General features: G+C 25.3%; 12 protein-coding genes. All 12 read left to right on the plus strand.

What is annotated here, in order from left to right; all coding sequences use genetic code 11:
• The first annotated feature begins 4 nt into the window (after nucleotides 1-4).
• Genes MARPI_RS06130 through MARPI_RS06185 form a run of 12 tightly spaced genes read left to right on the plus strand, consistent with a single transcriptional unit; the run spans nucleotide 5 to nucleotide 13,462 of the window.
• Nucleotides 5-1,234, plus strand: coding sequence for a glycosyltransferase (locus tag MARPI_RS06130; RefSeq protein ID WP_014296725.1), 1,230 nt, complete (start codon nucleotides 5-7; stop codon nucleotides 1,232-1,234).
• Between the two features lie 21 nt (nucleotides 1,235-1,255).
• On the plus strand, nucleotides 1,256-3,001 hold the full coding sequence (locus MARPI_RS06135) for an asparagine synthetase B family protein (RefSeq protein ID WP_014296726.1): 1,746 nt from the start codon (nucleotides 1,256-1,258) through the stop codon (nucleotides 2,999-3,001).
• Nucleotides 2,994-4,253: an oligosaccharide flippase family protein gene (locus MARPI_RS06140; RefSeq protein WP_014296727.1), complete on the plus strand. Its 1,260-nt coding sequence runs from the start codon at nucleotides 2,994-2,996 to the stop codon at nucleotides 4,251-4,253. Before MARPI_RS06135 ends, MARPI_RS06140 begins: the two co-directional genes overlap by 8 nt.
• Nucleotides 4,250-5,305 (plus strand): non-hydrolyzing UDP-N-acetylglucosamine 2-epimerase, encoded by a 1,056-nt coding sequence (gene wecB, locus MARPI_RS06145; RefSeq protein ID WP_014296728.1) that lies wholly within the window; start codon nucleotides 4,250-4,252, stop codon nucleotides 5,303-5,305. The genes MARPI_RS06140 and wecB overlap by 4 nt, the downstream gene beginning before the upstream one ends.
• A 21-nt stretch (nucleotides 5,306-5,326) precedes the next feature.
• A complete protein-coding gene (locus MARPI_RS06150) occupies nucleotides 5,327-6,454 on the plus strand; it encodes a glycosyltransferase (RefSeq protein WP_014296729.1) in 1,128 nt (375 codons plus the stop codon).
• A 33-nt stretch (nucleotides 6,455-6,487) separates the two neighbouring features.
• On the plus strand, nucleotides 6,488-7,186 hold the full coding sequence (locus MARPI_RS06155) for a sugar phosphate nucleotidyltransferase (RefSeq protein ID WP_014296730.1): 699 nt from the start codon (nucleotides 6,488-6,490) through the stop codon (nucleotides 7,184-7,186).
• A 21-nt stretch (nucleotides 7,187-7,207) separates the two neighbouring features.
• Complete coding sequence (locus tag MARPI_RS06160; RefSeq protein WP_014296731.1) at nucleotides 7,208-8,179, plus strand: NAD-dependent 4,6-dehydratase LegB; 972 nt, start codon at nucleotides 7,208-7,210, stop codon at nucleotides 8,177-8,179.
• A 9-nt stretch (nucleotides 8,180-8,188) separates the two neighbouring features.
• Nucleotides 8,189-9,286, plus strand: a complete 1,098-nt coding sequence (locus tag MARPI_RS06165) for a LegC family aminotransferase (RefSeq protein ID WP_014296732.1) — start codon at nucleotides 8,189-8,191, stop codon at nucleotides 9,284-9,286.
• A complete protein-coding gene (locus MARPI_RS06170) occupies nucleotides 9,276-9,932 on the plus strand; it encodes an acetyltransferase (protein ID WP_014296733.1) in 657 nt (218 codons plus the stop codon). The genes MARPI_RS06165 and MARPI_RS06170 overlap by 11 nt, the downstream gene beginning before the upstream one ends.
• 46 nt (nucleotides 9,933-9,978) lie before the next feature.
• Entirely contained in the window at nucleotides 9,979-11,415 is a 1,437-nt protein-coding gene (locus tag MARPI_RS06175; RefSeq protein WP_014296734.1) for an asparagine synthase C-terminal domain-containing protein, read from the plus strand.
• A 2-nt stretch (nucleotides 11,416-11,417) separates the two neighbouring features.
• Nucleotides 11,418-12,368, plus strand: a complete 951-nt coding sequence (locus MARPI_RS06180) for a CapA family protein (RefSeq protein WP_014296735.1) — start codon at nucleotides 11,418-11,420, stop codon at nucleotides 12,366-12,368.
• On the plus strand, nucleotides 12,365-13,462 hold the full coding sequence (locus tag MARPI_RS06185) for a glycosyltransferase (protein WP_041638950.1): 1,098 nt from the start codon (nucleotides 12,365-12,367) through the stop codon (nucleotides 13,460-13,462). Before MARPI_RS06180 ends, MARPI_RS06185 begins: the two co-directional genes overlap by 4 nt.
• Nucleotides 13,463-13,468: the final 6 nt, after the last annotated feature.

A 13,468-nucleotide genomic window follows, 5' to 3' on the forward strand; every position in this document is an offset into this window, starting at 1 on the left:
TTTAATGAATCGCAGAAAACTTTTTTTATTTACCAATAAATTTCCATATGATAAAGATGAGGAATTTTTAGAAACAGAAATCCCTATTCTGGCCAATTATTTTGATATAATTATTGTTCCAAGATATCCACTTGGAAATATTCGTCCTATTCCTGAAAATGTTGAAATTGATAATTTTTTTATAGACTATTTGAGTAATCGAAAAATTTCCATATTAGGATTGACCAGATTTCATAAGTTTATAAAGGAATTCATCAATTCTAAAAAAATTATTTCATATAAAAGCTTAGAATATTTTGGAATGGAATTTTTATTAAAAAAATGGTATAAAAAATACTCTATCGATTCAACTGTTATTTTTTACTCATATTGGCTGGCTTCTCAAGCATATGGTTTAACTCAATTAAATAAAAATTCAAATTATAAACATATTGTAATTTCCAGAACTCATCGATGGGACTTATATGAAGACGCAAATATATACCATTATTTGCCATTAAGAAAGGAAATTTTAAAAGATATTGATAAAGTTTTTTGTATTTCTGATGATGGAAAAAATTATTTAACAAAAAAATATCCAGAATATTCAGATAAATTTGAAGTTTCACGTTTAGGAGTATTACCTCAAACTAATTTAAATAAAGGCAGTAAAGACGATATGTTCAGAATAGTTACCTGTTCTGATCTGGTCCCTTTTAAAAGAGTTCATCTTGTTGTTGAAGCATTAAGCATTCTTGGTAAAAAAGTTAATAAGAGGATTTTATGGTCTCATATTGGTAAAGGTCCCTTAAAAGAAGAAATAGAAGAACTTGCAAATAAATTATTATCTAAAACCAATATCGAATATAAATTTTTAGGTTATCTAAAAAATAAAGATGTATTAAACTTTTATGCTAATAATCCTATAGATTTATTTATCAATGTTAGCGAATCTGAAGGATTACCTGTATCAATTATGGAAGCTTTGAGTTTTGGTATTCCGGTTATGGCAACAAATGTTGGAGGAACAAGAGAATTGGTCGATGAAAATATTGGAAAATTACTTCCTTCTGATTTAACTGCTAATATATTAGCTGACCATATCGAACAATTTATAAACCTTTCAGAAAAAGATAAACTTTTCAAACGAAAAAATGCATTAAAAAGATGGAACGAAAAAGTCAATGCTCTTAAAAATTATGAGGATTTTTCAAAAAGAATTTTAAAATTACTTAATAATAAAAAATATCATTAAATTGAAAAGAGGTTTTTTAAAATGCCTGGTTTTTTTGGTTTAATATCAAATAATAGAATTATAGATAAAATTAATATAACGCAAAGAAGAAATGATTTTCTCAAAGAAATATATAAAAATGAAAATTTATATATTGAGAGACAAACTATAAATAAGTTTTTAAGAGATAAACCTTTTTATAAAGGTGAAGATTATGTTTTTTTGATTGAAGGAGTAATTTTAAATAAGGTTGAGTTAATTAATAAATATAACTTAGAGAATTTTGAAAAAACTATTATAGAAATGTATAAAAGGTTAGGAGAAACTTTTTTTAATGATTTTCGCGGTAGTTTCTCCGGATTTTTTTATGATAAAAAGAATAATAGATATCTAATTTTTACAAATCATTTTGGAGATAAACAGATATTTTATTATACACATGAAAATGAATTTATTATAGGTTCTGAGATTAATTATATTGTTGATTATTTAAGACAAAAAAACTATTCCTATAATCCCGACATTGAGTCTGCATATATGCTTTTAACTTATGGCTTTATGATAGAGGATCATACTCTTATTAATGAAATAAAAAAATTAATTGCCGGACATTATATTAAAATTGAGAATGGAAATTTTGAAATAAAACAGTATTATAAATTGGATAATACTCCTGATAAAACTTTATCAGAAAATGAGATAATAGAAAATATAGACTCTTTATTCAAAACTGCAATAAGATATGAATTTGAAAAGGATAAAGAATATAATTATAATCACATTGCAAGTTTAAGCGGTGGTCTGGATTCACGAATGACAGTCTGGATTGGAACAAAAATGGGATATAATATGCTTAATTATACTTTCTCGGAATCTGATTATCTAGATGAAACTATTTCAAAGGAAATAGCAAGAGATTTAAAAAATGAGTTTTTGTTTAAATCTCTCGATAACGGATTATATCTTATAAAAGATAATATAATAAGAAAACAAATCGAAATTAATTCTGGAAATGTGTTGTATGCTGGAAATGCTCATGCTAAATCATTTGCTGATATTTTTAATTTTTCTAATTTTGGTGTTGTTCATACCGGGCAATTAGGTGATGTAATAATTGGAAGTTATATGAAAAAAGCTGTTTATAATAAAGAATTTAATATAGTAACCGGTGCCTATTCTGAAAAATTAAGCGAAAAGATTAAAAATATAAAATTGAAATTTGATTATCCAAATGAAGAAATTTTTAAATTATATAATAGAGGTTTTAATGGTATCCTTCTGGGAAATCTTCCTTTTCAAGAATATACTGAAGTAATTTCTCCATTTTTATATAAAGAATTCATTGATTATTGTTTAAAAATCCCTCTTGATTTAAGAGTTAATCATAAAATTTATTTTAAATGGATACTAAAAAAGCATCCACAAGCTGCAAAATATAAGTGGGAAGCTATTGGAGCAAAAATAAATATACCTCAAATAAAGGTTTTAGGTAGACAAATCGCTATTACACAAATTCCTCATAAAATTATAAGGAAAATCTTAAATAAAAAAACTATAATGACAAGACATCATATGAATCCTTTGGAATACTGGTATAAAAATAATCATATGTTAAAAAGTTTTTTTGAAAAAACATTTAATGAAAAAATTAAAAACTTCGATATTTCAAAAGAATTAAAAACAGATGTTCAAAATATGTTTGAAAGTGGAAAAGTTATTGAGAAAACTCAGGTATTAACTTTATTAGAAGCTTATGATTATTTTTGGGGAGAATATCAAAATGAATAAAGCATTTATAAATAAACTTTCTAAAAAAGGTTTTTTTCATATTTTTTTCTCAAATGTTTTTAATAAGATTATTCAGTTTCTCACTTCAATTGTAATAGTAAAGTTTTTAACCAAAGAAGAATATGGTATTTTTTCATATGCGATGAATATTTTAAGCTTGTTTTTAATTTTAAATGGTTTAGGGGTAACTTCAGGTTTTTTGCAATTTGGAAGTGAATCGTATAAAGATAAAAATTTGCAGAAATCATATTTTAAATATGCTTTAACTGTAGGAATACTTTTTAATTTTCTTATCTCTTTTGCTATTTTTATATATTCACAATTTTTTTCATTACCAATTAAAGGCAGTATTGTTGTTTTAAAATACATGTCTCTCATACCAATAATAACTATAATATATGAATTGATACAAACATATTATAGGGTGAACTTAAGAAATAAAATATATTCTTATACATATTCTTTAAATACGTTTTTATATTTTATTCTTTCTATAATTGGAGCATATTATCTAAAGATTAATGGTATTATTCTTGGGAGATATTTTGCTTATATTATTGCAATATTATTTTCTATATGGTATTTAAAAGATGATATAAGAGATATTTTTTATATTAAATATCCACAAAAAAATTTAAGAGTTGATTTTTTTAAATACTCTTTTGTTTCTTCTTTAACGAATTCTATATCCTCTATATTATATTTAATAGATACTTTTCTTGTTGGATTAATTATTAAAAATGCTGAAATTACTGCCTCATATAAGGCGGCAACATTGATTCCTTTTGCTTTAAATTTTATTCCACTTTCTGTAATGACATTTGCATATCCTTATATTGTTCAAAATAATAAAGATAAAGCATATTTAAAGAAATATTATTTTAAATTAAAAAAATATCTGCTTTTACTTAATTCACTAATAAGTTTATTTTTGATATTATTTGCACCATTTATTATAAAAATAATGTTTAGAAGTGATTATACAGATTCTGTTTTACCGTTTCAGATATTATCTTTTGGATATTTCATAGCTGGAAGTTTTAGAATTCCAAATGGTAATTTTATTGCTGCAATAAAAAAGCTTAAAGTTAATCTAATTGTTTCCATAATTTCCGGAAGTGCTAATATTATATTGGATATTATATTAATTTATTATTATGGTTCCACAGGTGCCGCTGTTGCTACAGTTGGAGTATTTGTTATTTCTTCACTTCTTTCTGAATTATATCTATGGAGGTATTTTAAAAAATGAAAATAATAAGCTTAATAGGAGCAAGACCACAGTTTATAAAAGAAGCTGTTTTGCATAAGGAATTGAAAAAAAGGGGAATTGATGAAATACTTGTTCATTCTGGACAGCATTATGATAAGAATATGTCTGATATATTTTTTCAAACATTGAATATTAAAGATCCTGATTATTATTTAAATGTTGGTTCTGGTAATCATGGTGAGATGACTGGAAAAATAATGATAGAATTTGAAAAGATTGTTTTGAAAGAAAAGCCTGATATAATTTTAGTATATGGAGATACAAACACAACTCTTGCTGGTGCATTAGTTGCAAGTAAATTAAAGATACCTGTAGCTCATGTAGAGGCTGGAATAAGGCAGGAACCAAAGGATATGCCAGAAGAGATAAACAGGGTATTAACAGATAGAATTTCAAATTATCTATTCTGTCCAAGTGAATTGGCTGTTGAGAATTTAAAGAAGGAAAATATAACTTCAGGTGTTTATTTTGTAGGAGATATAATGTATGATTTATATAAGATAATGGAAAAGGATTTTAAATATGAAATATTTGAAGAGTTAAAATTGAAAGAGAATGATTATATTCTTATGACAATGCACAGAGATTTTAATGTTGATAAGAAAGAAAAATTGGAAAAGATATTAATGCAGATAGAGAAAATATCAAATGAAAAAACTATTGTTTTTCCAATACATCCAAGAACAAGAAAAAGAGTAAAAGAATTTAATTTTGAAAAGTATCTAAAGAATGTTATATTGCTTGAACCAATAGATTATTTAAATTTAATGGGATTGGTAAAAAAATCATGGAAAGTGATAACAGATAGCGGCGGACTACAAAAAGAAGCATATTTTGCAAAGAAACAGGCTATTGTGGTAATGCCTGATACAGGATGGAGAGAGCTAATAAAATTAAAATGGAATATTTTAGCCGATGAAAATAATCTTTACGAAAAGACTTTTGAAGTAATAAACACAGCATATCCTGAAAATGTTTATGGCGATGGATATTGCGGAGAGAAGATTGTGGAAATTATAAATAATCTTTAAATTTACAAGGGGATATATTTTATGAAAGATTTATTAATTATCGGAAGTACAACTTCTGTTTTTACAAATCAATTAGCTGAAAAATTAAAATCTAAACAGGCTTTTGAAAAAGTTGATGTATTATCTTTTAATAAAATTAATAAAATCCAGGATACTCCTTTTGATAATATATATTTTTTTAATGACGTGAATGGTTATTTTTATAGATTTCAAAAATTTATATATTTTAAAAGGTTATTCAGGAATATTCATAAGTATGATATTGTAAATGTTCATTATCTGGATAAGATTATAAAATTTTACTGGAATGATATCAAAAATACAGGAAAAAAAATTGTTATTTCAATCTGGGGAAGCGATTTTTATAAAATAAATAATAAGGAAAGAAATTCTTTAAAAAAGATAATATATGAATGTGATGCTTTAACTTTTGCAAACCCAATTGTAGCGAATGATTTTATTAATTATTATGGAAAAAATTTTCTGGATAAAATTTATATAAATAAATTTGGATTATATGTATTGGATATTATAAAAGGTTATAAACATAATTCTTTAAAAAAGGATTTTTTTAAAGAATTTTTTAATATTCCAAAAGAAAAAATTGTTTTAACTATTGGATATTCTTCTTCTAATAATCATCAACATTTGAAGATTTTAAATAATTTGAAAAAGCTAGATCCCAATTTTTTAGATAAGTTTTTCTTTATCTTTCCAATGACATATGGAGATACACAATATAGATCCGAAATCGAAAAGATACTTTTAAATTCAAATTTAAATTTTAGAATTTTTAAAGATTTTATGGACTACGATGAAATTGCTAAATTACGGTTGGTTTCAGATATAATGATAAATCTTCCTATTACAGATCAATTAAGCGGAAGTATGCAGGAATATATATATGCTGGAAATATTGTAATTACAGGAGAATGGTTACCATATAATATTTTATGGGAAAATGGTATTAAAACTATAAACATTAAAAATATAGATGAAATAAATGATGCACTTATTTATGCCGTTGAAAATTTTGATAGCTTAAAAAGTTTGTATGAAAAAGATAATGAAAAAATTTATAAAATTTCTTCATGGGAATATACTATAAAAGACTGGATATATATGTATAATAAATTATTTAATAAATAATTTTATTGTTCAATAATATGGGGTGGTGAAAATATGGATGCGGTTATTTTAGCAGGAGGACTTGGAACAAGACTTAAACCTTTTACAGATATTATACCAAAACCTTTATTACCTCTTGGGGAAAAATCATTAATGGAAATTCAAATTGAACATTTAAAAAAATGCGGATTTAATAATATATATATTGCTGTAAATTATAAATCTGACTATATAAAAGCTTTTTTTGGAGATGGATCAAAATATGGAGTTAATATATATTATAGTGAAGAAGAAAAACCACTAGGAACAGCAGGGCCTTTAAAATTATTAGAAAAAAAATTATTAGATCCATTTTTGGTTATAAATGGTGATATATTAACAAATTTTGATTTAAGAAAAATTTATGAATTTTCCTTAAATTATCCAGAATCACCACTTACTCTTGGAACAAAAATCATAACAACACCTTTTAGATTTGGAAAAATTTATTCTGAAGGAGATATTGTAAAGGATATTGAAGAAAAACCGGAATTAAAATTTGAAATTTTAGCAGGTATTTATATAATGAAACCAAAAATTTTTGAATATATTCCATACAATGAATATTTTGGAATTGATCTTTTAATAAAAAAATTGTTGTCTAAAAATATTCAGGTTACCAAATATATAATCAATGATTATTGGATTGATATTGGTGTTGTAGAAGATTATTCTAAAGCAAAAGAATTGTATGAAAATATGAAAAATAATTAATGTTATTTATGAGGTGAAAAAATGAAAGTATTGGTAACAGGAGCAGAAGGGTTTATAGGATCGCATTTAACAGAAATGTTAGTTGAAAAAGGATATAATGTAAAGGCTTTTGTAAGATATAACTTTCAAAATGATTGGGGCTGGCTTGAAAAATCTAAATATTTAAAAGATATTGAAATATATACAGGAGACATAAGGGATTATGATAGTGTATATGATTCAATGAAGGATGTTGATGTTGTATTTCATCTTGCGGCATTAATTGGAATTCCATATTCATATATTTCACCTCTTGCATATATTAAAACCAATACAGAAGGTACATATAATGTATTGGAAGCTGCAAGAAAACTGGATATTCAAAGAGTTATTCATACATCAACAAGTGAAATATATGGAACTGCGCAATATGTACCAATTGATGAAAAACATCCATATAATCCACAATCGCCTTATGCAGCTTCTAAAGCTGGAGCTGATCATTTAGCTTTAAGTTATTATAGATCATTTGAATTACCGATAACTATAATAAGACCATTTAATACGTATGGTCCAAGGCAATCAGCAAGAGCTATAATACCCACAATAATATCTCAAATATTAGCAGGTAAAAAACAAATAAAATTAGGAAATCTTACACCTACCAGAGATTTAAATTATGTAAAAGACACAGCCAATGGTTTTATAACCGTAGGATTGCACGAAAAGACAATTGGTGATGTATATAATCTCGGAACAGGAAAGGAAATATCTATAGGTGATTTAGCAAAAAAAATAATAGAATTAACTGGAAAAGATGTTGAAATAGTAACAGATAAACAAAGATTAAGACCAAAAAAATCAGAAGTTGAAAGATTATTATCCAATCCGGAAAAAGCTATGAAATTAACTGGTTGGAAACCACAATATTCATTAGATGAAGGATTAAAAGAAACCATAGAATGGATAAAAGAAAATCTTCAATATTTTAAAGTTGATATATATAATGTGTGAGGCGAAAAAATGAAAAATGAAATATTATTAGATGCACCTAATTTGGGAGAATTGGAAAAGGAATATTTGATAAAATGTATAGATAGCACCTTTGTTTCAACTGCAGGACCTTTTATTCCAGAATTTGAAGAAAAGTTTGCTAAATATGTTGGTACAAAAAGAGCTGTTTCTGTTCAATCAGGAACAGCCGCATTATATATGGCATTATATGAACTTGGTATTGGTCCAGGAGATGAAGTAATAGTACCTGTAATTACATTCATAGCCTCTGTAAATCCAATAATGTATTTAGGGGCAACACCTGTTTTTGTCGACGTTGATCCAGAAACCTGGAATATAGATCCAAAAGAAGTTGAAAAAGCTATAACAAAAAATACAAAAGCTATAATACCTGTTCATTTATATGGAAATCCTTGTGATATGGATGGGTTAATGTATATATCAAAAAAATATGGAATTCCTATAATTGAAGATGCAACAGAAAGTTTAGGTGCAACATATAATGGAAAAATGACAGGAACCTTTGGAATATTAAATGCATTTAGTTTTAATGGAAATAAAATAATGACCACCGGTGGTGGAGGAATGATAACTACAAACGATGAAGAAAAAGCAGAACATATAAAATTTTTAATAAATCAGGCAAGAGATGCGAGCAGAGGATATTACCATCCAGAGATAGGATTTAACTATAGAATGACTAATTTAGAAGCTTCGTTAGGTTTAGCTCAATTAGAGAGATTGGAAGAATTCTTAAATAAAAAAAGAAGGTTCGCTAAAATTTATATGGAAAATCTTCAAGATGTAAAAGAAATAAAATTTCAAAAAGAATATGAAAATGCAGAAAGTTCATGGTGGTTAACTTCAATTAAAATAAATTCAGATAAATCTATATCTGAAATTCAAAGCGAATTAAAAGAAAAAGGTATTCCAACAAGAAGAATATTTGTTCCTATTGTTGAATTTCCGCCATATCAAAAATTTAAGACTTCTAATTATAAAAATGCATATGAAATATATGAAAGAGGTTTAAATTTACCAAGTTCTACTGTTAATGGTTATGATTCGATAAAATTTGTAGCGGAGGAATTGAAAAATGTCATCTAAAGAAAAAATTATTCTTGTTGGCGGTGGAGGTCATTGTAAAGTAGTTGCTTCTATAATATTTGAAAAAAATGAATATGAAATAATAGGAATTTCAGATTTAAAAACTGAAATTGGAAAAGAAATAATGGGAATAAAAATTAATTATATTGATGAACAATTAGAAGAACTGTATAAAACTGGAATTAAAAATGCATTTGTTACTGTTGGTAGTGTTGGAAATCCTGATTTGCGAATAAAATTATTCAAAAAATTGAAAGATATAGGTTTTAATCTTCCTGTTATTATTTCAAAACATACAATAATTAGTAAAGATGTAAGTATAGGAGAGGGAACTGTAATTATGCCTGGAGTTATTGTAAATCCTGGAGTTAAAATTGAAAGAAATTGTATTATTAATACAGGAGCAATAATTGAACACGACTGTATAATAGAAGATAATGTTCATATTGCACCTGGTGTTACGTTAAGTGGTGGAGTTAAAATAGGAGAAAATAGCCATATAGGAACTGGAACTTCTATTATTCAAAATATTGAAATCGGTAAAAATGTTCTTATTGGTGCTGGTTCTGTGGTTGTTAATAATATCCCTGATAATACTAAGGCTTTTGGTGTTCCGGCTAAAATTAAAAGTGTTATTGATAATTAAATATAAATAGCAATAAAATTTAATTAACAAAACTGGATGGTGGAAAATGAAAGATATTAGTTTTAGGTTTTCTAAATCTTTTTCCAGACTTCAAAATAAAATATTTTATAATTACGGTTTTTTTGATGAACCAATTGTTGAGATATATGATGATTATATTATTTTTAAAGGGAATGCTGTGAGAAGCGTTCCGTTATTTTTTATTGTTTTGCCAGATAAGATTATACTTACTGATAGGATAAATAAAAATTATAAAGTTTCTTTAAATAATGATTTTTTAGATGAATTAAGGCATTTTAAATATACTCTCGGAAATGATACTATCTGGAATAATGTTTTTCAATTATTGCCAGGTCAGGTATTAAAAGTCTGGAAATCAGGTGAATACGAATTATTTACTGATTATGTTTTTAGAAATGAAAATAAGGTCAAAAAAACTCCGAAAGAATTAATAGAGATATTATATAAAATCTTTGAAAGTTTTTTTAACAGAATTGAATCTGATAAGAAAATACTGATTCCTCTCAGTGGCGGTTTTGATTCAAGAATAATTGCTTTTATGATAAAAGAATTTGGATTTGAAAATAGAGCTTTTGCTTTTTGTTATGGTCAAAAAAATGCTGAAGAGGTTAATGTAAGTAAAAATGTAGCAAAAAGATTGGGATTAGACTGGTATTTTATTGAATATAATGAACAGTTTATAAATGATATTATATTTAGTGATCTTTTCAATAAATATATAGACTTTTATAAAGCTTTTGGAGTAACTCCGCATATTCAGGATCTTTTCTCTCTTGTCTGGTTAAAAGATAATGGATTATTAAATAGCGGTGATGTAGTTATTCCAGGACATTCTGGAGATTTTTTAGCTGGTAGTAGATTGGTATATACAAAGAATATTAATAGTTTATCTTCTTTGAAAAAGGCGATTTTAGGTTATCATGTACAGATTTTTAGAATAAAGAAAGATGTAAAGATTCATCTGGAAAATCGAATTGATGAAATTCATAAAAATTTCGATATGGGTTATTCAGATATTTTTGAGATTTTTGACTGGCAAGAACGTCAATCAAAGTATATTGCTAATTCTGTTAGAAATTATGAATTTTTTGATTTAAACTGGTTTTTGCCTTTATGGGAAAAATCTTTATTTGATTTTTTTTCTTCTCTTGATAATTCACAACGCTTTCATGAAAAGTTATATCGCGAATCTTTAAATTTGCTTTTCACAAAATATGATATTGATATTAAAACAAGTGATACAGGAACGTCAAAAAGTAGAGAGACACTGAAAAAATTTGTTTCCCCGGAAATGATTATTTTTGCAAAAAGAATTGAAGCCATTTTAAAGAATAAAGGGAATAAACATAATTTATACGGAATTTTTGATTTTGGAAAAATTGAAAATAGTGAAAATAGATATATTGAAATAGTTGGGCATATAACAGAATTATTGATTAATTCTTTAAGAAGGGAAGAATAAATATGAATTTAGTTTTTGGCGGAGATTTTTGCCCACAAAATATAATTAATATTGATAGAAATATAATAGAAATGACTAATAATTCCGATGGAATGGTTATTAATCTTGAAGGTTATATTTCAAAGAATTGTGATACAAAAAATACTCTTTGTATCCCGGAAGAAGTAATAAAAGAGTTAATAGAAAAATTGAATATAAAATATGTTTCTTTAGCTAATAATCACTCTATGGATAATGGAGAAGAAGGATTTAAATATACAATTAAGGTTTTAAATGATTGTGAAGTAAAGGTTTTTGGTACAAAGGAAACTCCTTTTATTGAATTAAATGATACTTTAATTTATTCTGCTGTTTGGGAGAAAACAGGTGTAAATAATAAACATTTAAATGTCTTGAAAAAAAATGAATTTTTAAATTTAACCTTTCCTGAGGACAAATTTGTTATTTTCTTTCCACATTGGGGCATTGATCTTGAAAATCTTCCTTTACCATGGCAATATGAATTTGCTTTGAGTTTCCACAAAAAATATAATGGAATTATTATTGGTCATCATTCACATGTACTACATCCTGTTTTGAAATATAGAAACAAATATTCTTTTTTTTCTATTGGTAATTTTTATATGCCTTTTAATAATATTACGTATTATTATCCTGATTTTACAAGAGATAGTATTCTTGTATTATTCGAAGATAATAAAATTGATTATGTAAATACTCAATATAATGAAAATCTAATAAAATTATCTGAAAAAAAGGATCTGACATATCTGGATAATATTGATAAAAAAGATTATATTACTTTTTTTAATAATAATCGAAGAAAAAAACATTATCCTAATTATGAGAATCCTATAACGGATTTTTTTAAGGAAAATATGCTAAAATTAATAGGAAGATTTATTAATTCAAAAATTGGTACAATGTTATGGAAATGGGTGAAAAAGAAATGAATCAGATAATTGTTGTTGGATATATGCATAAGTTTAAAGATAAAAGAGTATGGAAAACTGTAGAAATATTGTCTAAAGAATTTTTTGTTCATTATGTTTTTTGGGAGGATAAACCTTTTAAATATGAAGAGATAAAAAATGTTAAATTATATCCACTAAAATATAATTATGATAAAAATAATCAAATAAAGGATATTTTTAATAGAATTGAATATGAAAAAAATATTTGTAAAACGGTTAAGAGAATTTTCACTAAGAATAATATAAAATATTTGTATATACATCATTTTGGATATTTTAAACCTTTTTGTCTATATAAAATCGCAAAAGCAAAGAATATAAAAGTAATTACAGATTTTCATGAATATGTCGCTGAAGAATATATGTTTAGCTTGAGGAATAAATTGCCGATTATACCCCTTATCGGTAAATTTATTGATAAAAAGATAATTGAATATTCAGATAAAGGTATTTTCGTAAGCAACGGAATTGCTGAACATGCAAAGAATATAAAATCAAATTTAAAAATACAGATTATTCCAAATTATGCAACAAATAGTGTAAATACATTTTCTCAAAAACAAAAAAAGATTGTTTTTGTTGGTGGTAACGCTAAGAGAATGAAAAAAGAATTAGAAATTTTGAAAGAATTAAATAATCAAGGTTTTGAAATTGAGAGTATTGGAGTTAATTTAAATGAGAAGTTTATAAATTATATTCCATTTTTACAATATGAAGATATGTTAAAAAAACTTTCTGAAAGTGCATTTTCAATTGTATCTTATAGTCCTTATGATCAAAAAGGAAATCTATTAAAAAATTATGTATATTCCATGCCAAATAAATTTTTCGATTCTATAGCAGCCAATACTCCAGTTATAATACGGGAAGAATTTTTAGAAATGAAAAATTTTGTGGATAAATTCGGTGTTGGTATTGTAATTAATCCAGATAATTTAAGAGAATCTACTGAAAAAATAATATCTGCATATGAAAAATACGATCAATTAATAGAAAATATCAAAAAACATAAAAGTGGATTTGTATGGAATATGGAAAAGGAAAAAACATTTATTGATTTTGTGGTTTCTTAATTGGGG

The organism is Marinitoga piezophila KA3 (genome assembly GCF_000255135.1).
GTDB classification, from domain to species: domain Bacteria; phylum Thermotogota; class Thermotogae; order Petrotogales; family Petrotogaceae; genus Marinitoga; species Marinitoga piezophila.

Excerpts from the sequence above, each read along its gene's own strand:
- MARPI_RS06180 (WP_014296735.1), top strand. The coding sequence starts at position 11,418 with ATGAATTTAGTTTTTGGCGGAGATTTTTGCCCACAAAATATAATTAAT.
- MARPI_RS06135 (WP_014296726.1), top strand. The coding sequence starts at position 1,256 with ATGCCTGGTTTTTTTGGTTTAATATCAAATAATAGAATTATAGATAAA.
- MARPI_RS06175 (WP_014296734.1), top strand. The coding sequence starts at position 9,979 with ATGAAAGATATTAGTTTTAGGTTTTCTAAATCTTTTTCCAGACTTCAA.
- MARPI_RS06160 (WP_014296731.1), top strand. The coding sequence starts at position 7,208 with ATGAAAGTATTGGTAACAGGAGCAGAAGGGTTTATAGGATCGCATTTA.
- wecB (WP_014296728.1), top strand. The coding sequence starts at position 4,250 with ATGAAAATAATAAGCTTAATAGGAGCAAGACCACAGTTTATAAAAGAA.
- MARPI_RS06130 (WP_014296725.1), top strand. The coding sequence starts at position 5 with ATGAATCGCAGAAAACTTTTTTTATTTACCAATAAATTTCCATATGAT.
- MARPI_RS06185 (WP_041638950.1), top strand. The coding sequence starts at position 12,365 with ATGAATCAGATAATTGTTGTTGGATATATGCATAAGTTTAAAGATAAA.
- MARPI_RS06165 (WP_014296732.1), top strand. The coding sequence starts at position 8,189 with ATGAAAAATGAAATATTATTAGATGCACCTAATTTGGGAGAATTGGAA.
- MARPI_RS06140 (WP_014296727.1), top strand. The coding sequence starts at position 2,994 with ATGAATAAAGCATTTATAAATAAACTTTCTAAAAAAGGTTTTTTTCAT.
- MARPI_RS06155 (WP_014296730.1), top strand. The coding sequence starts at position 6,488 with ATGGATGCGGTTATTTTAGCAGGAGGACTTGGAACAAGACTTAAACCT.
- MARPI_RS06150 (WP_014296729.1), top strand. The coding sequence starts at position 5,327 with ATGAAAGATTTATTAATTATCGGAAGTACAACTTCTGTTTTTACAAAT.
- MARPI_RS06170 (WP_014296733.1), top strand. The coding sequence starts at position 9,276 with ATGTCATCTAAAGAAAAAATTATTCTTGTTGGCGGTGGAGGTCATTGT.